Annotated in this window: 16 protein-coding genes; 9 read left to right on the top strand and 7 right to left on the bottom strand. The window is 64.2% G+C overall.

Annotated features, from left to right (window positions below):
- Positions 1-4 precede the first annotated feature (4 nt).
- A complete protein-coding gene (locus tag L1069_RS17100) occupies positions 5-928 on the bottom strand; it encodes an AEC family transporter (protein WP_237456482.1) in 924 nt (307 codons plus the stop codon).
- Between the two features lie 376 nt (positions 929-1,304).
- Positions 1,305-2,279, bottom strand: a complete 975-nt coding sequence (gene mbfA, locus L1069_RS17095; protein ID WP_237456481.1) for an iron exporter MbfA — start codon at positions 2,277-2,279, stop codon at positions 1,305-1,307.
- Between the two features lie 137 nt (positions 2,280-2,416).
- On the opposite strand from mbfA, the gene L1069_RS17090 reads away from it, so the two are divergent.
- Positions 2,417-3,034 carry a TetR/AcrR family transcriptional regulator gene (locus L1069_RS17090; protein WP_134831217.1) on the top strand — a complete coding sequence of 206 codons (618 nt, stop codon included), beginning with the start codon at positions 2,417-2,419 and terminating at the stop codon, positions 3,032-3,034.
- Between the two features lie 34 nt (positions 3,035-3,068).
- Here the strand turns inward: L1069_RS17090 and L1069_RS17085 are convergent, their stop codons facing one another.
- Positions 3,069-3,545 (bottom strand): cytochrome c, encoded by a 477-nt coding sequence (locus L1069_RS17085; RefSeq protein WP_237456480.1) that lies wholly within the window; start codon positions 3,543-3,545, stop codon positions 3,069-3,071.
- 112 nt (positions 3,546-3,657) lie between these two features.
- On the opposite strand from L1069_RS17085, the gene L1069_RS17080 reads away from it, so the two are divergent.
- The 3 genes from L1069_RS17080 to L1069_RS17070 all read left to right on the top strand — a co-directional run bounded on the left by L1069_RS17080 (position 3,658) and on the right by L1069_RS17070 (position 6,563).
- Positions 3,658-5,340, top strand: coding sequence for a DNA polymerase Y family protein (locus L1069_RS17080; protein WP_237456479.1), 1,683 nt, complete (start codon positions 3,658-3,660; stop codon positions 5,338-5,340).
- Positions 5,341-5,413: 73 nt separating this feature from the next.
- On the top strand, positions 5,414-6,103 hold the full coding sequence (locus tag L1069_RS17075) for a metalloregulator ArsR/SmtB family transcription factor (RefSeq protein ID WP_134831219.1): 690 nt from the start codon (positions 5,414-5,416) through the stop codon (positions 6,101-6,103).
- Between the two features lie 115 nt (positions 6,104-6,218).
- Positions 6,219-6,563 (top strand): DUF2794 domain-containing protein, encoded by a 345-nt coding sequence (locus L1069_RS17070; RefSeq protein WP_129372345.1) that lies wholly within the window; start codon positions 6,219-6,221, stop codon positions 6,561-6,563.
- Between the two features lie 93 nt (positions 6,564-6,656).
- Here L1069_RS17070 and L1069_RS17065 read toward each other — a convergent pair whose 3' ends face one another.
- From L1069_RS17065 to L1069_RS17055, 3 genes are all read right to left on the bottom strand, one after another.
- Positions 6,657-7,481 carry an NlpC/P60 family protein gene (locus L1069_RS17065; RefSeq protein ID WP_237456478.1) on the bottom strand — a complete coding sequence of 275 codons (825 nt, stop codon included), beginning with the start codon at positions 7,479-7,481 and terminating at the stop codon, positions 6,657-6,659.
- A 4-nt stretch (positions 7,482-7,485) separates the two neighbouring features.
- On the bottom strand, positions 7,486-8,868 hold the full coding sequence (locus L1069_RS17060) for a leucyl aminopeptidase family protein (RefSeq protein WP_237456477.1): 1,383 nt from the start codon (positions 8,866-8,868) through the stop codon (positions 7,486-7,488).
- Between the two features lie 85 nt (positions 8,869-8,953).
- Positions 8,954-9,298, bottom strand: coding sequence for a hypothetical protein (locus L1069_RS17055; RefSeq protein WP_205879925.1), 345 nt, complete (start codon positions 9,296-9,298; stop codon positions 8,954-8,956).
- A 193-nt stretch (positions 9,299-9,491) separates the two neighbouring features.
- Here L1069_RS17055 and L1069_RS17050 point away from each other — a divergent pair, with 193 nt between their 5' ends.
- A complete protein-coding gene (locus L1069_RS17050) occupies positions 9,492-10,142 on the top strand; it encodes a carbonic anhydrase (protein ID WP_129372341.1) in 651 nt (216 codons plus the stop codon).
- Positions 10,143-10,144: 2 nt separating this feature from the next.
- Here the strand turns inward: L1069_RS17050 and L1069_RS17045 are convergent, their stop codons facing one another.
- Complete coding sequence (locus L1069_RS17045) at positions 10,145-11,308, bottom strand: DUF3095 domain-containing protein (RefSeq protein ID WP_237456476.1); 1,164 nt, start codon at positions 11,306-11,308, stop codon at positions 10,145-10,147.
- Positions 11,309-11,425: 117 nt separating this feature from the next.
- Here L1069_RS17045 and L1069_RS17040 point away from each other — a divergent pair, with 117 nt between their 5' ends.
- From L1069_RS17040 to L1069_RS17025, 4 genes are all read left to right on the top strand, one after another.
- On the top strand, positions 11,426-12,598 hold the full coding sequence (locus tag L1069_RS17040) for an MFS transporter (protein ID WP_237456475.1): 1,173 nt from the start codon (positions 11,426-11,428) through the stop codon (positions 12,596-12,598).
- 82 nt (positions 12,599-12,680) lie between these two features.
- Positions 12,681-13,703: an aspartate-semialdehyde dehydrogenase gene (locus tag L1069_RS17035; RefSeq protein WP_134828708.1), complete on the top strand. Its 1,023-nt coding sequence runs from the start codon at positions 12,681-12,683 to the stop codon at positions 13,701-13,703.
- A 132-nt stretch (positions 13,704-13,835) separates the two neighbouring features.
- On the top strand, positions 13,836-14,183 hold the full coding sequence (locus L1069_RS17030) for a hypothetical protein (RefSeq protein WP_237456474.1): 348 nt from the start codon (positions 13,836-13,838) through the stop codon (positions 14,181-14,183).
- 88 nt (positions 14,184-14,271) lie between these two features.
- The gene (locus L1069_RS17025; protein WP_237456473.1) at positions 14,272-15,936 is read left to right on the top strand and encodes a DUF4139 domain-containing protein; all 1,665 of its coding nucleotides are present in this window, start codon (positions 14,272-14,274) and stop codon (positions 15,934-15,936) included.
- Positions 15,937-16,004 lie beyond the last annotated feature (68 nt).

Here is a 16,004-nt window from a genome sequence, read left to right as displayed (position 1 = left end):
TGTGTCAGGACACCCAGGCGATCACCGCAGGCACGGTGATGATCGACAGCACGGTCGAGATCAGGATGGCGGCGGAGGCCCGGTGCGGCGCCACGCCGTAATGCTGTGCCAGCATGTAGACATTGCCCGCGACCGGCAGCGATGCGGCAGCAATGGCGACGGAGGCCGCAAAGGGGGCGGCGGGGATCAGCCACAGCACAGCGATGGCGACGCAGGCCGGGTGCAGCACCAGCTTGGCAAAGCTGAGCCAGCCCGAGATCTGCACCCGTTCCGCCGATTTCGAGGCGAGCGAGGCGCCGATGGCAAAGAGGGCTCCGGGGGTGGCAGCGCCGCCGAGGATGGTGAGGAAGTCGTTTGCCGGCGCCGGGATCGGCAGCTCGGAGGCCGACCAGGCGAGGCCCGCAACAATGGACAGAATCATCGGGTTCTTCAGCAGCCCCAGCCCGACCAGCTTTAACGTCGCAGTACCAAGCCCCTGTCCGCGGCCTGCGTTGATCAAAATGACGATGAGCGAGGAAAACACCACCAGATCGACGCTCAGCACTACCATCATCGGCGCTATCGAGGCCGGACCGAACAGGATCGCCATCATCGGCAGGCCCAGAAAGCCGACATTGCCGATTGCCGCGCATTGCGCCTCAACCGCTGCAGTGGGCATGTCCAGCCCGCGGAACACGGCCACGGCTGTCACCAGCAGGTAGACCGCCAGAGTGCCGGCCAGATAGCCGAGGATCAGGATAGGATCAAAGACCTCGGCAAACGACAGATTGGCGGCAAAGCCGAAGATCATCGCCGAAAGCGGGAAGTAGAACACAAAGCGGGTGAGGTAGGCGGTGGCGTCCTCAGTAAAGAAGCGGCTGCGCCCGGCCCAGTAGCCGAGGCCGATGATTGCAAAGAAGGGCAGGGTGCGGAAGAAGATCTCGGCCATGGGGATTGGTAACAAGAGCTGACCAATTGGCAAAGGCTGTTTTTGGCAAAAGGGATGTGCTCCCGCCTGCTCATAGGCATCCTTTGGAATGCCTTTCGCAGTTGGGCGTGGCCCCGTGCTGCGCACGGGGCAGCGGGTTCTGATGAGACGCGCTCTAAGGGCAGGTGTGCCCAAAAGAGCACTAAGTCAATTGTGAGACTGGCCATAGCATCCTCAATGGCAGACCGCGCTGGCGGGCGGCGGCTTTGCCACCCTTGACCCTGAGAAGCCCGGTGTAAGCAAAGGCGCACCCGCAGCGCGTCAGCGCTGCCGGGCCCAACCGGGGAGGGCAGCCTGTGGCTGTTCCGAAGCGGGCGGGAGAGCGCCGGGGCCGGTTCTACCCGCTGCCGATCAGTGCACCGGCACCCAGCACCAGGGCGCCGCCCAGCACCACTTGCATGGTGGCGCGCCAGAACGGGGTTTGCATGAAACGGTTCTGGATCCAGGCAATGGCCCACAGTTCCACGAAGACGATCAGCAAGGCGAGCGTGGTGGCGGTCCAGAAGTCCGGGATCAGATAGGGCAGGGCGTGGCCCAGGCCGCCCACGGTGGTCATGATGCCGGAGGCCAGCCCGCGTTTGACGGGGGAGCCGCGGCCTGAAAGTTCGCCATCATCCGAAGCGGCTTCTGTAAAGCCCATCGAGATGCCCGCGCCGACCGAGGCCGCCATGCCGACCAGAAAGGTGGTCCAGGTGTCCTGGGTGGCAAAGGCGGTGGCAAATATCGGCGCCAGGGTGGAGACCGAACCGTCCATCAGCCCGGCCAGCCCCGGCTGCACCCAGGTCAGCACGAACTGGCGGTGGGCGGCTGCATCTTCATCCGTGCGTGTGCCGGGGGCCAGATGTGTCTCTTCCAGTTCGCCCGCGCGGGCCTGGTGGCTTGCTTCTGCCGCGGCCAGATCACCCAGCAGTTTGCGGGTGGCGGCATCCCGGGTGCGGGCGGCGGCGGCGGTGTAGAAGCGTTCGGCGTCGCGCTCCATCGCGCGGGCCTCGCCGCGGATGCGGTCAAGGCTGAGGTTTTCCATCAGCCAGATAGGGCGGCGGGCATAGTAGCCTGCCACATGCTCGCGCCGGATCAGCGGAGTTGCCGGCCCGAACCGGGCCTGGTGCAGGGCGATGAGCAGGGCGCGGTGTTCGTCCTCCTCAGCCGCCATGCCGTCAAACATCGCCGCTGATGCGGGAAATTCTGCCCGCAGCCGCTCCGCATAGCCGCGGTAGATGCGTGCATCATCCTCTTCGGAAGAGATCGCAAGGGCGAGAATTTCCTGCCCGGTCAGCTCCGCAAACCGTTTGCGCTGGGTGAAAAAACGCATCTGTTGCCCCTCAACTTAGAATTATTCTAAACATAACGCTTCCGCGAGGGACTGCAAGACGGCACGGGTTATGCTGTTGCAATGCGGCAGCAGAGGCTACACTAGGCCCAGACCCGCAGGCAGCCAAAGGAACCCGCATGAACCAGCAAGCCAGCGTCCTGCGTACAGGCCGGAAATTCGATCAGGTCCTTGCAGGGGCCCGCGAGGTGTTCCTGGCTGACGGGTTTGAGGGCGCGAGCGTCGACAACATTGCCAAGGCGGCCGGCGTGTCCAAGGCGACGCTGTACAGCTATTTCCCCGACAAGCGGGTGCTGTTCATGGAGGTGGTGCGTTCGGTCTGCGGGCAGCAGGCGGACAGCGGGCCGGATCTGGCAGCAGGCGATTGCGGCCCGCGCGGCGTGCTGCGGGTGGCGGCGGAACATGTGCATGCGGTGCTGATGGGCGGCATCAGCCTGCAGCTGTTCCGCATCTTTGTGGCCGAGGCCGACCGTTTCCCTGAGCTGGGGCCGATGTTTTATGAAAGCGGCCCGATGGTTTTGCACGGGCAAATCCGCGATTACCTGAAAATCGCCGCAGAGCGGGGCGAGCTGGCTATTCCAGATGCGGACCTGGCCGCCGCGCAGTTCATCGAGCTGTGCAAGGCGGATATTTTCCTGCGATTCCTGTTCAACATCGACGAGCATTTTACCGAGGCCGAACGTGAGCGGGTGATTGCCGGCGCGATCGAGACATTTATGGCGCGGTTCGGCACCTGACGGCTGCGGGCGTGCCGGTCAATGCCTGCCGGTATCAGTGCGTGGTGAAGCTGTTGGGCGTGTTGCGATAGGTCTCGTGGCAGCTGAGGCAGCTTTGCATCAGGCTGGGCAGGGTGCGGCGCAGGGCGGGCAGGGAGCGGGTGCTGAGGTCGCGGGCTGCTGCTTCGGCGGTGTCTGCACGGGCTTTGAAATCCTTCCAGGCGTGCCAGATCAAGGGCCGCGCATGAGAGCGCGGATCCAGCTGCGGCTTCTTGAAATGCTTGCGGATGGTGCCGGTGGATCTGATCAGCTGCCGCCGGGCCGCACGGGCCCTGTCCCGGTCAAAATATGTGCGTCCGGCCATCATGCCGGTCAGCACATCCATCGCCGCCTTCTGCGAGGTCATCAGGGCCATTCTGCGTGTCACATGCTTGCTGGTGCCGTCCCTGGCTGTGACCGGGGCGGTGCTGCCAATGGCAAGAGCCGCAAGGATGACCATGAAGGCCATGGTTTTGAACAGGCGGATGGTCATCACGCTGCCCCCGGGCGGATCGACCGAATCGCATGACATGAACAAAATAAGAACATATGCTGTGGAACTCCTGTAATCTGCCGCCTGCCGGCCCCTGTTGCCCGATCTGCCCATGCCCCATCGCCGCATCTTATCGCTTTGGTTTCCGCGCCTTGGCGCCGAACGTATCATGCGGGCAAAGCGCGGCGGTATTGCCGGGCCGCTGGCCGTTGCCGAAGAAGTGTCCAACACCCAGGTTATTTCCGCGTTAAACACGGCGGCTTCGGCGGAAGGTTTGCAGCCGGGCCAGCCGTTGCGCGATGCCCATGCGATGTGTGCGGCGCTGGTGGTGCGGCCGCGCAACCGGGCGGCGGAGGCGGCGTTCCTGGCCGCCCTCAGGCGCTGGGCCGGGAAGTTCAGCCCCTGGGTGGCAGAAGCCGGGGAGGACGGGCTGATCCTTGACCTTACCGGCTGCGCGCATCTGTTCGGCAGCGAGGCGGTGCTGATGGAGACGGCGGGGCGCGATTGCGCGGAGATGGGTCTCAGTGTGCAGATGGGGCTGGCGGATACCCTGGGCGCGGCTTGGGCGCTGGCGCGTTATGCGGGGGAGGACGCCGTGCCGGACCGCTCGGGCGATGCCATTGATCAGGAGGCCCGCGCGACCCGGGCCCGGGCGCAGAAACGCACGCCGGGGCAAAGCGCCAAGCGCCGCCACTGGACCCGCGGCGGCGCCGCGCCGCAGGTGCAGGCGCCGCCGCCGCAGATGGGGCGGATTGCCGGGCCTGGGCAGGCTTACGGCGCGCTTGCCCCGCTGCCGGTGGCGGCGCTGCGGCTGGACAATGCCACGGTGGCGCAGCTGAACCGGCTGGGGCTTCGCCGGATTGGCGACCTGCTGGGTCAGCCGCGGGCCGGCCTGGCGCGCCGGTTCGGGCGCGGGCTGGTCTTGCGGCTGGATCAGGCGATGGGCAGCGCGCCGGAGCCGGTCTCGCCCGCGCGCAGCCCGGATCGCTTTGCGGTGCGGCTGACCCTGCCGGAGCCGATCGGTCTGATGGAAGATCTGCTGGCAGGCATTGACCGGATGCTGCCCAGGCTCTGCGCCCGGCTGGAGGCGCGGGGCAAGGGCGCGCGGGTGCTGCGGCTGGAGGCGCACCGCTGCGATCAGGCGATGGAGACCGTGACCCTGGGCCTGGCCCGTGCCAGCCGCGCGCCGGACCGCATCCGCCCGCTGCTGGAGATGAAGCTGGAACAGATCGATGCAGGCTATGGCATCGATATGCTGCGGCTGGAGGTGCTGCAGGCCGAAGCGATCCACGCCCGCACCCCCGCGGGCCATATGCAGGCGGGTGCTGCGGTGCAGGCGCGGCAGGAGGATGGCGCGGCGCTGGAGGATCTGATCGGCCGCCTTGGCGCGCGGCTGGGGCTGGAGGCCATCACCCGCTGCCACCCGGCAGAGAGCCACATTCCGGAAAAGACCTTTACCGTGCAGGCGGCAGCCTGGTCTGAGCCTGCCGCCGGGGACTGGCCGCGCCCGCCCCGTCCGCGCCCGCTGCTGATCTGGCGGCCCGAGCTGGTCCATGCGCCAGAGCGGCCTGAGGTGCCGGAGCGTTTCCGCTGGCGGGGGCGCAACTGGGAGCCGGCGGCGGCGGAGGGCCCTGAGCGGATAGCCCCGGAATGGTGGCTGGAGGATCCGAACTGGCGCAGCGGCGTGCGCGATTACTGGGTGGTTGTGACCCGCAGCGGTGAACGGCTGTGGCTGTTCTTTGCCCATGGCGGTGCGCTGTCGCCGGGCTGGTTCTGTCATGGGTCGTTTGCGTGACGGGCCGGACAGTTCGATGCGCAGCGAAGGGTTTTGCTTGGGCCTGCCTGCAGGAACCGCTTAGGGTAAGGGCATGATCACACCGCGTTTCGACATTCTGGGCCAGGCCATCAGCGATGCCAGCCGCACGCAGATGCTGTGCGAGCTGATGGAGGGGCGTGCCTATACCAACAAGGAACTGGCGGCGGCGGCCAGGGTGACACCGCAAACCGCTTCGGCGCATTTGCGGCTGCTGCAGGATGCCGGGCTGGTGGTGGCCGAAAAACGCGGCCGCTGTGTCTATCACCGGCTGGCCGGGCCGGAGGTGGCCCATGCGCTGGAGCAGCTGGCGGCGATTGCGCCTGCGGACAGCCTGCACCGCGCGCAGCGGCGCAAGGCGGGGGATCTGGCACAGGTGCGCAGCTGCTATGACCATTTGGCCGGGCCTTTGGCTGTGGCGATGACCCGCGCGCTTCTGGACCGCGGGATGCTGCGCGAGGAACACGGCGCCTTTCGCGCTGTTCCGGCCGGGGAATGGCTGAAACTTGGGGTTGTTCTGCCTGGGAAACCGGGCCGCCAGCCCTTTGCCCGGCCCTGTCTGGACTGGACCGAGCGCAAGCTGCATGTGGCGGGGCCGATGGGGCGGCTGATCCTGGATCACGCACTGGACAGCGGCTGGGTCAAACGCCACCGGCACAAGCGCGGGCTGGTGCTGACAGCGCCGGGAGCACGCGCGCTGGAGCAGATTCTGGGTCTTAGCTGCGGTGGTCTGGTGGCGGCCTGAGGCAGGCCGGAGCGGGCTGAAAACAGGAGGCAGAGCCTGTGCGCCTTCTGCATCACACGAAAATTCGAAGGGGATAAACCTTGATTTGCCCCGGAAACGGCGCAACCTTTAACCTATGAGCTTTGATCAGGTGCAGCCTTTTCCCGGATCTCCCTACCCTCAGCAAGTCGCGTTCGACCGGCGGGAATTGTCGGTAATTCTATCCCTCTATGGGCGGATGGTTGCCGCGGGGGAGTGGCGCGATTACGGCATTGCCTCCCTGCGTGACCTGGCAGTTTTCTCCGTTTTCCGGCGTACGGCAGAGCACCCGCTTTACCGGATCGAAAAGCGCCCCAAGCTGCGGGTGCGGCAAGGGCAGTATTCGGTGGTCGGTATGGATGGGCATATTCTGAAACGCGGGGCGGATCTGAAAACCGTTCTGCGCGTGCTGGAACGCAAGCTGATCCGGTCCGTTGATTGACGGGAGGGTTGCAGCCGCGCGCGGGCCGGAAAATTCTAATTTTCCGGTTAAAAATCTTGCAAGATTTTTGCCGCCTGGGGCTGCTGATGCGGATTAAGCCAGCCGTTTGTGTCCGGTGACCGGGCCGTCGCCCTGGGCTTGAATGCGTTTGATTGCCGTGCCGATGGATTCGATCGCCACCGCCATATCGTGGGCATTGGCGTGGATCAGGGTTTCCGCGTCCCGCACCATGGCGACATGGCCCTTCCAGAACAGCAGATCGCCGCGCTGGTAGTCTGTATCAGGGGCGGGTTCACCCAACTCTGCTTCCTGCATATTGCTGTCGCCGGGGCAGGCCGTGCCGCAGGCCAGCAGAGCCGCTTGCACCAGGCCGGAGCAGTCGATGCCGAACCGGCTGTTGCCGCCCCAGAGGTAGGGCGTGCCGAGAAACAATTCGGCCACCGCCACCGGATCAGCAGCGTGGGTGCCCAACGGCGACAGGTGGCGGGCGGGAATGAACCCCAAGCCGGTTTCAAGAAACCTCCCGGTGCCGCCCAAAACCTGCACCCGGCTGCCGTGGCTAAGCGCCTGTGTCTCCGGCGATTTGAAGTCATCCGCCGAATAGCTGTGGGTCGCCGGGGCGCTGACCCAATGGGTGGCTTCAAATGGCGCCGTGAGGGCAGTGCCGGGCACATATCCGACGTAGGAATCCTTGGCCGCTTGCAGGAATGACCAGCCCTGCCGGTCCTCGTAGACGGTCACCGGCTCGCCATAGACAAGCTGGCGGTCGCGGGCGCCGCCCGGTGTGCGCAAGAGGTCTGCAACCGGCACGCCGATGCGGGCGGCGGTGCCCTCCACGGGTTCCAGATCGGCGGGAACATCCGCCAGATGCACGGCGGCGATGCGGGAGTTCATGGGAGTGCGGCGGCGGTCGGTCATGCTGCTAAAGCTCCAGCATGTCCGGCAGGGCGGCAAACAGCGCGCGGGCGCCCTGCAAGGCACCGCCCTTGGGCCGCCCGGGGGCGGCGCTGGGGGTCCAGCCGTAGATGTCGAAATGCATATAGCGGGTGTCTCCGGCGAAACGGCGCAGGAACAGCGCGGCGGTGATCGAGCCTGCAAAACCGCCAGACGGCGCATTGTCCAGATCGGCGATGCCGGGTTCGATCATGGCCTCGTAAGGGTCATGGAACGGCATCCGCCAGACCGGGTCGGCAGTGCGTGCCGCACTGGCCGCCAGCGCGGCGGCATCTGCATCATTGCCGGTATAGAAGGGGGAGAGGTCCGGGCCGACGGCCACACGGGCAGCCCCTGTGAGGGTGGCCATGGAGATCAGCAGATCCGGCGTCTCCTCGGCTGCGAGCGCCAGTGCGTCGGCCAGCACCAGGCGGCCCTCGGCGTCGGTGTTGTTGTTCTCAATCGTCAGCCCCTTGCGGGACATCAGCACATCGCCGGGGCGGAAGGCAGAGCCGGACACGGCATTTTCCACTGCTGGAATAAGCACCCGCAGCTGCAGTGGCAGCCCGGCGGCCATGATCATCCGCGCCAGCCCGAGCACATTGGCTGCGCCGCCCATGTCCTTTTTCATCAGTGCCATGCTGCTGCCGGGTTTTAGGTTCAGCCCGCCGGTGTCGAAACAGACGCCCTTGCCCACCAGGGTAAGCCGGGGGCCGGACGTGCCCCAACCGATATCGATCAGCCGCGGTGCGCGGTCCGAGGCGCGGCCCACGGTGTGGATGAGCGGGAAATTCTGGTCCAGCAGATCCGCGCCGGTGATCACAGAACAGCTGGCGCCAAACTCCCCGGCCAGGGCTTCGGCAGCAGCCTGAAGATCTGGCGGGCCCATGTCAGAGGCAGGAGTATTGATCAGATCGCGGGTCAGGCATTCGGCGGCAGCCAGTGATTCTACGGTGCCCGCCTCAAGGCCTTCCGGCGCAACCAGTGTAGCGGTCTGTACCGTGCTTTTCTTATACCGGTCAAAGCGATAGGCGGTCAGCAGCCAGCCCAGCGTTTCGGTGGCAGCAGCTTCTTCCGGCAGGCCGGAGGCGATCCGGTACGTCCCGCCGGGCAGTTTCGCGGCGGCCTCGGCCAGCACGAAACGGCGGCGCGCGCGCTGGGCGGCGCTGCCAAAGCCGGCCAGGGCCATCTCAATCTTGCCATCTGCGCCTGGCACCGTGACGGCCTGACCGCAAGTGCCGGTAAAACCCTGTGCCGAAACCCATGCCTGAACGCGCTGCGGCTGGCCTGAAAGCCAGCTGTCAAAAGCGTCGCTTGCGATAACATGCACTGGACAGGCGTCCGGGCTGGACGCGGCAAAGACGGGCGGCATGGGCATACTCCGGTAGCGGAACAATAAGGATGCACCAGAGTAGCCGCCGCAGCGCCGCCTGCAAGCCCTGCAGGCCGCGGAAATATCAGATCGTCATGTCCTGCTGGTCCCAGACCGCGGTCAGCGAGCGTTCGCCCACCCGCATCAGCCGGAACAGGATCGCGGCAACCGCCGGAGCGTCCCCGGCATCAATGGCCACCGTCGCATCCCTGGCAATGGCTGCCAGCGCTGTCATGCCGATCTGATCGGCAATCGCAATCAGCGACCGCGCACTTTTGCGCAGGTTGATCATGTCATTCTGCCGCCACAGACGCTCGCAATGCGTCAGGCGGACAGCCATTTCTTCGACCGCCCGGCACACCACATCTTCGGCGCCGGTTTCTCCGAGCTGCTCATACAGCGCGGAGAGTTTGTCCGGATCCAAGCGCACTGTTTCAGAACGTATTACTGTTAGTATATTGGCCACCACATTCACCCAAATTCTATGTGCCCCCACGGCACAACTGCCAATTTGAAGCCCACAAGTTTTCAAAAGGTTTCTGAAGGGGGGCTCAAATCGCTCGAATTTGCGGACAATGCAGAGTAACACGTCCGGCAACGTGCAATGATCGGAGGATTCGACAATGGACTTTGCCAAACCTCTCCCCAGTTATCTGGTGACCCGCTATCACGGCTGGAAAGCCACATCATATGAGGAAAACCAGGGCTGGTATCGCCGCCTGGCGACCGAAGGCCAGCGTCCGCGGGCCATGGTGATTTCCTGCTGTGACAGCCGGGTGCATGTGACGTCGATCTTCGGCGCCGACCAGGGCGAGTTCTTTATTCACCGCAATATTGCCAATCTGGTGCCGCCGTTTGCACCGGATGGCGATCACCACGGCACCTCGGCTGCAGTGGAATACGCGGTGACCGCGCTGAAGGTGTCGCATCTGATCGTGCTGGGCCATTCACAGTGCGGCGGCGTGCAGGGCTGTATCGACATGTGCAAGGGCAACGCGCCGCAGTTGGAGGAAAAGACCAGTTTTGTCGGCCGCTGGATGGATATTCTGAAGCCCAAGTTCGAAGGCGTCGCAGGTATTGAGGATCCAGACCTGCAAGCGCGCCAGTTTGAGCGCCAAGCTGTTGTTGCCTCATTGGAAAACCTGATGACCTTTCCCTTTATCGAATCGTCGGTGAAGGCCGGACAGCTGAGCCTGCATGGCCTGTGGACCGATATCGGCGAGGGCGGTCTGGAATGTTATGATCCCAAGACGGGCGCGTTTGCGCCTGTCTGACGTCATGCCGGATTTTTGCCGTCTCCAAAAGCAGCCGCCAGATTGGCGGCTGCTTGCGTATAGCCGCCGCCGGCCCCATCAACAAAGTGGACGTGGTCGTCCTCTACCGGCGAGGGCACGATGCAGGTGACCATGGCGGCGTCCTGTTCGTGCAGGCCGAAATGCACCAGCCCCGCCCCGGCGGCCTGTTGCAGGCGGTCGCGGATCCGGGTGCTGATGGCCGGTGTGCAATCCAGTGTCATCTTCAGCCCGTCATCAAATTTGCGAAAATCGGAATGGGCTTTGAGAACCGACAGGTAATGCACCGGGTCAAAGGCGCCCGCGGGGCGTTTCAAGGCGAAGATCAGCCCGGCAAAGAGGCTGTGTGAGAAAAGATAAAACTTCCGCAAAATCACCGGCAATTTACCGCGGGACGCCTGGGCTTCCAAAGCCAGGCCGGAGGGCGGAAAGCGCAGTTTGGGACCGGAATCGGGAACCGGGTGGCCGTCTTCGGCAAGTTCAGAGGCCAGATCCAGCAATTCTGCCGAGAGCCGGGCAAAGGCCCGCGGGCTGGTGCCCGGCGCGGGCTGGGCAACCACCGACAGGATAATGCCGTTGCGCGCCGGAGTGTTGCTCCAGCGGCAGGACAAGCCGTCGAGGTCCGGGGCGGCGGCGTGCGGGGCGGCGGGCACTTCGAAGGCGCCGGCCTTCATCTGCGCCTCGGCCCAGGCCAGCCCGCCGCCGTTGAACATGGCGAAATCCGCGTGTTCCGACACGGCATAGCGGGCAATCCGGACGTCCAGCCCCTCGGCGCGGATCCAGCCCATCGGCAGCATCGCAGCCCGCAGGCTGACGCCGAATTCCGATTCAGTCCAGCTGCGCAGACCTGCCAGCACCTGTTTGGCGGTGTGCTTGTGCCGGGGCGGCACCGCAAATGAGGCGCCGTCACCGCCGAAAACATAGGGGAAAGCCTCACCCTCAAGCGCGTTGCGCATGGCGGCGATCACCGCGGCGCCGATCATATTGACGGTCTTATAGCGGCCCGCAGCCGCCAGCCCGGTAGAGTTCACGATATCGGTGCAGCACAGGTGCCAGTCCGGCGGCAGCGGCACAAAGGCCTCTGGCGCGGCAAGGCTGTCGAAAGACCGGGTGCTTGGCAGGCCGGAATAGAAAGTGTCTGTCGTCATTCCATTCCCGCCCCAGTATCCCGTCCCAGTGACCTGCTGTTCCTACCTAAACGAATTGTGTGCCGGGGCCAAACATGCAAGCTGTGCCGCGGAAACGGCAAACCGGGGGGACGGGAAATGCAGGCAGGATTGGTCTTATTGTGCCTGGCTTATGTGCTGAGCCAGTTTTTCCGTGCTTTCCTGGCGGTGCTGTCCAGTGTCCTGGGGCAGGACATTGGCGCGGCGCCGGATGATCTCGCCTTTGCCTCGGGCATGTGGTTCCTGTCCTTTGCCGCAATGCAGCTGCCGGTGGGCTGGGCATTGGACCATGCGGGGCCGCGCCGGACTGCAGCGCTGCTGCTGCTTTTGGGCGGCGGCGGGGGGGCTGCGCTGTTTGCCGCGGCCACCGGGCCCTTGCATGTCAGCATCGCGATGTTTCTGATCGGTATCGGCTGTTCGCCGGTGCTGATGGCCTCATATTACATTTTTGCGCGCCAGTACCCGCCTGCACGCTTTGCCACCTTGGCAGCGCTGATGCTGGGGGTGGGATCGGCAGGCAATCTGGTGGCCTCTTACCCGACGGCGCTGGCGGTGGATCTGTTCGGCTGGCGCGAGACCTTGGCAGGGCTGGCAGTTGTTTGCGTGGCGGTGGCGGCGGGAATACTCCTGACCGTTTCAGACCCCGACAAGCCGGATGGCGAGCACAAGGGATCGGTTCTGGATCTGCTGAAGATGCCGGTGATGTGGGCAATCTTTCCGCTGATGCTGGTGTCCTATGCGCCCTCCGGCGCGCTGCGGGGGTTGTGGATCGGGCCGTATCTGAACGACATTTACGGGCTCAGCACCCAAGCTGTGGGGCTGGCGACGCTGGTAATGGGGGCGGCGATGATTGCCGGCACCTTTGCCTATGGGCCGCTGGACCGGGTGCTGGGCAGCCGCAAATGGGTGATCCTGGGGGGCAATGTATTAAGCTGTGCGGCACTGGGCGGGCTGATCCTGGCAGTGGGCGCGCCGGTCTGGGTGCCGGTTGCGATGATGGCGGTGGTCGGCTTCTTTGGCGCTTCTTTTCCGGTAATCATGGCGCATGGCCGGGCCTTTGTGCCGCCGCATCTGGCCGGGCGGGGTGTTACGCTGCTCAACCTGTTTGGCATCGGCGGCGCGGGAATCATGCAATTTGCCACTGGCCGTATCCATGTGAAAATGGCCGGAGCGGACCCATCTTTGCCCTATACGGGGATTTTCGCCTTCTTTTTGGTCTGTCTGGCGTTGGGATGCGCAATTTATCTGTTCAGCCGGGACAGCATGGACTGATCCGGGACTTTAAACTTGTCCCCATAGGGATTATCACTCCGGCGCCGGCCATGGGGCCGGGTATTACTGGAGAAACAGACAAATGGGTTACCGCATCGTCGTCGTTGGCGCCACTGGCAACGTGGGCCGCGAAATGCTGAACATCCTGGCCGAACGCCAGTTCCCTGTGGATGAGATCGCTGTGCTGGCCAGCCGCAAATCTCTCGGCACCGAAGTCAGCTTTGGCGATAAGACACTGAAGACCCAGGATCTGGACACCTTTGATTTCACCGGCTGGGACATGGCGCTGTTTGCCGTCGGCTCTGCCGCGACCAAGGATTACGCGCCCAAGGCCGCTGCCGCAGGCTGCACCGTGATCGATAACTCGTCGCTGTACCGCTACGATCCGGACATTCCGCTGATCGTGCCCGAGGTGAACCCGGAAGCCGTGCATGGCTATGCCAAGAAAAACATCATCGCCAACCCCAACTGCTCGACCGCGCAGATGGTTGTCGCCCTGAAGCCGCTGCATGACCGCGCCAGGATCAAGCGCGTTGTCGTCTCGACCTATCAGTCGGTATCCGGTGCCGGCAAAGAGGGCGCCGACGAGCTGTGGGACCAGACCAAGTCGATCTATAATCCGACCTCTGATGTGCCGCCGAATAAATTCCAGAAGCAGATTGCCTTTAACGTCATCCCGCAGATCGACGTTTTCATGGAAGACGGCACCACCAAAGAAGAGTGGAAGATGGTGGTGGAGACCAAAAAGATCGTCGATCCGGCGATCAAGGTCACCGCAACCTGTGTCCGTGTGCCGGTGTTTGTCGGACACTCGGAAGCCGTGAATATCGAGTTTGAGGAGTTCCTGGACGAGGACGAAGCCCGCGACATTCTGCGCGAGGCGCCGGGCGTCATGGTGATCGACAAGCGGGAAGCCGGCGGCTACGTGACCCCGATCGAATGTGTGGGTGATTTCGCCACTTTCATCAGCCGGATCCGTCAGGACTCGACCATCGAGAACGGCCTGAACCTGTGGTGCGTCAGCGACAACCTGCGCAAGGGCGCGGCCCTGAACGCGGTGCAGATTGCCGAGCTTTTGGGCCGTGAGGTTCTGAAAAAAGGCTAAGCCTTATATCCTTTTGGTGAGGGGGCTGCTTCGCAAGAGGCAGCCCCTTTTCTTTTGCACGGCTGCCCGGCGGCAGGCCGCTCCGGTAGGTTGAGGGAGACAGGAACAACAGCAGACCTAAGGACCAAAGCCATGATCGCACTGCAGGATTTCAGCCGCGCCGCCCCCGTTTCAGCAACTCTGCCTTTTGGCGCTATGGCGGCTGTTCCGGCGCAGCCCAAGCTGAACTGCGCATCCGCGGCAGAGTTGCGGCAGCAGCTGGCGACGGATTTCGCCGCCTCCGGCGACTGGTTCACCCTGTGCAGGGGCCTGCGCCGCAAGGGCATTTGCCTGCGGATGCGTGAAGGGGATCTGTGGGTCTATGACGCGTTGAGCCTGGCGGCGATCTCCTCCTGCGAGGATCTGGGGATCGACACAGATGAACTGGAGCTGCGTTTTGGCCCGTCGCAGCCGCAGCAGGCCGCCGCGCATGGTGCCTGAGCGTTCTGGCCACGCCGCAGGCTGAAGGGTAAGTTTGGCATCAGGCGGGCAGTTCCGGCCCGCCATCTTGATTGATTGAGAGATGCCAATGAGAATTTCCTTGATGGCTTTTGCCGTTTGTTCATTTGTTCAGGCTGCGGCATCCGCTGCTGCGGCCGATACCGTTCCCGTCAGCAGCCGGGTGTCCGAAGTGACCCTTTATCCCGGCCTTGCCGAGGTGACCCGGCGCGCTGCCGTCTCGCTGCCTGAAGGACAGCACCGGCTGATCCTGCAGAATGTGCCGAAGTCTGCGCTGCTGGAGACGCTGCAGGTTGAAATCACCGGTGCCCGCCGCATCGCCACCCTGCTGCGCGAGGATTACGTGCCGCCGCGGGATGCGGACGACCCGGAGATTGAGGCCGCCGAAGCACGGATCCGCGATCTGGAGGCCCAGGTTGCCTTGGTCCAGGATGAGGCTGCAGGGGCCCGCGCCGGGGTGCGGGCGGCTGAGGCCTCAATCGGGTTCCTGCAGCAGCTTGGCGGCAATGAGGGCCTGGCCCAGGCGGATGCATCGGCTTTGAGCGAAATTGCGCGGATGATCTCCCGGGAGGCCGGTAAGGCCAGCCAGGCTGCCGTGGAGGCTGAAGCCGGGGCCCGCAGGATTGAGCTGCGTCTGGAAGCGCTGGACGAAGACCTGGCAGCGGCCCGTGCGGCGCTGGCGGCAATCACGCTGGAGGACCGGGACCGGCTGTACATTGCGGTGGACGTTGAGGCAGAGCAGGCGGGCGAAGGCACAGTAATGCTTAGCTATTTCACCGCCGGCGGCGGCAATATCGGCTGGCAGCCGTCTTATGAAATGCATCTCAGCACTGGGGGTGCGGCTGAGGTTACCCTGAAACGCGCGGTTGTGTTGGTTCAGGATACCGGCGAGAACTGGCGGGATGTGGCATTGACCCTGTCAACTGCGGTGCCATTCGGTCAGGGCAGCCCGTCGGCTTTGAATCCGTGGCTGCGCCGGATTGAAGAACCAGAGCCTCCCCGCGTTCGGAAATCACTTGGTCTGGACGTGGCGGAAATGTCTGCATTTGCCGAGCCGGCGCTTGAGGCGCCTGCCATTGCGCAGGAAGCCCGTGGCGGATGGGGAGTTGACCTGGGCGGTGCGGCTGCGACCTACAGGTTTGAGCTGCCGGTTTCGATTGCTTCCGGCGCGGATTTGCTCCGGCTGGAAATGGACAGCCTGTCCGCTGCGGCTGAATTGACTGCGCTGGCGGTTCCTTCGCGGGATGAAACCGCCTACCGGGTGGTGACGTTCACCAACAGTTTTGGTGAGCAGCTGCTGGCCTCGGATGAGGTGCCGCGTTTCGTTGACGGTAAGCTGATCACTGTCGGGAATTTTGCCGGGCTGGCACCGGGTGCGGAGATGAAGGCGGGATTCGGCCCGATCGAAGGCTTGCAGCTGCGCCGCGATTTGCTGCGGCAGAGCGAGGGGGAACAGGGGCTGATCTCGCGCAGCAACGCGCAAATGCAGAAGGTCGAGATCATGGTGGAGAACCTTACAGGGCAGGACTGGCCTTTGCGTGTTTTGGACCAGGTGCCCTATTCGCAGCAGGATGATCTGGAGATCAAGTGGAGTGCGAAACCGCAGCCTACGGCAGAAAACGTCGAGAAGCAGCGCGGCATCCTGGCCTGGGACATGGAGCTTGGGGCGGGGGAGAGCCGGACCATCCGGTTGGACACCACGCTGAACTGGCCCGAGGACATGGTGCTGCGCTGATATTGGCGCGCCTGATGGCAGCGGGAAACTCCCGCCCGTCGTCAGGCATAGAAAATGCCTTCCTCCCG

This window comes from Leisingera sp. MMG026 (assembly GCF_021654205.1).
Classification (GTDB): Bacteria; Pseudomonadota; Alphaproteobacteria; order Rhodobacterales; family Rhodobacteraceae; genus Leisingera.
The sequence above is the reverse complement of the archived record's forward strand: the minus strand, read 5'-3'. Positions and strand labels throughout refer to the sequence as shown.

Coding starts and splice junctions, on each gene's coding strand:
- L1069_RS17100 (WP_237456482.1), bottom strand. CDS start 928: ATGGCCGAGATCTTCTTCCGCACCCTGCCCTTCTTTGCAATCATCGGC.
- mbfA (WP_237456481.1), bottom strand. CDS start 2,279: ATGCGTTTTTTCACCCAGCGCAAACGGTTTGCGGAGCTGACCGGGCAG.
- L1069_RS17090 (WP_134831217.1), top strand. CDS start 2,417: ATGAACCAGCAAGCCAGCGTCCTGCGTACAGGCCGGAAATTCGATCAG.
- L1069_RS17085 (WP_237456480.1), bottom strand. CDS start 3,545: ATGACCATCCGCCTGTTCAAAACCATGGCCTTCATGGTCATCCTTGCG.
- L1069_RS17080 (WP_237456479.1), top strand. CDS start 3,658: ATGCCCCATCGCCGCATCTTATCGCTTTGGTTTCCGCGCCTTGGCGCC.
- L1069_RS17075 (WP_134831219.1), top strand. CDS start 5,414: ATGATCACACCGCGTTTCGACATTCTGGGCCAGGCCATCAGCGATGCC.
- L1069_RS17070 (WP_129372345.1), top strand. CDS start 6,219: ATGAGCTTTGATCAGGTGCAGCCTTTTCCCGGATCTCCCTACCCTCAG.
- L1069_RS17065 (WP_237456478.1), bottom strand. CDS start 7,481: ATGACCGACCGCCGCCGCACTCCCATGAACTCCCGCATCGCCGCCGTG.
- L1069_RS17060 (WP_237456477.1), bottom strand. CDS start 8,868: ATGCCGCCCGTCTTTGCCGCGTCCAGCCCGGACGCCTGTCCAGTGCAT.
- L1069_RS17050 (WP_129372341.1), top strand. CDS start 9,492: ATGGACTTTGCCAAACCTCTCCCCAGTTATCTGGTGACCCGCTATCAC.
- L1069_RS17045 (WP_237456476.1), bottom strand. CDS start 11,308: ATGACGACAGACACTTTCTATTCCGGCCTGCCAAGCACCCGGTCTTTC.
- L1069_RS17040 (WP_237456475.1), top strand. CDS start 11,426: ATGCAGGCAGGATTGGTCTTATTGTGCCTGGCTTATGTGCTGAGCCAG.
- L1069_RS17035 (WP_134828708.1), top strand. CDS start 12,681: ATGGGTTACCGCATCGTCGTCGTTGGCGCCACTGGCAACGTGGGCCGC.
- L1069_RS17030 (WP_237456474.1), top strand. CDS start 13,836: ATGATCGCACTGCAGGATTTCAGCCGCGCCGCCCCCGTTTCAGCAACT.
- L1069_RS17025 (WP_237456473.1), top strand. CDS start 14,272: ATGAGAATTTCCTTGATGGCTTTTGCCGTTTGTTCATTTGTTCAGGCT.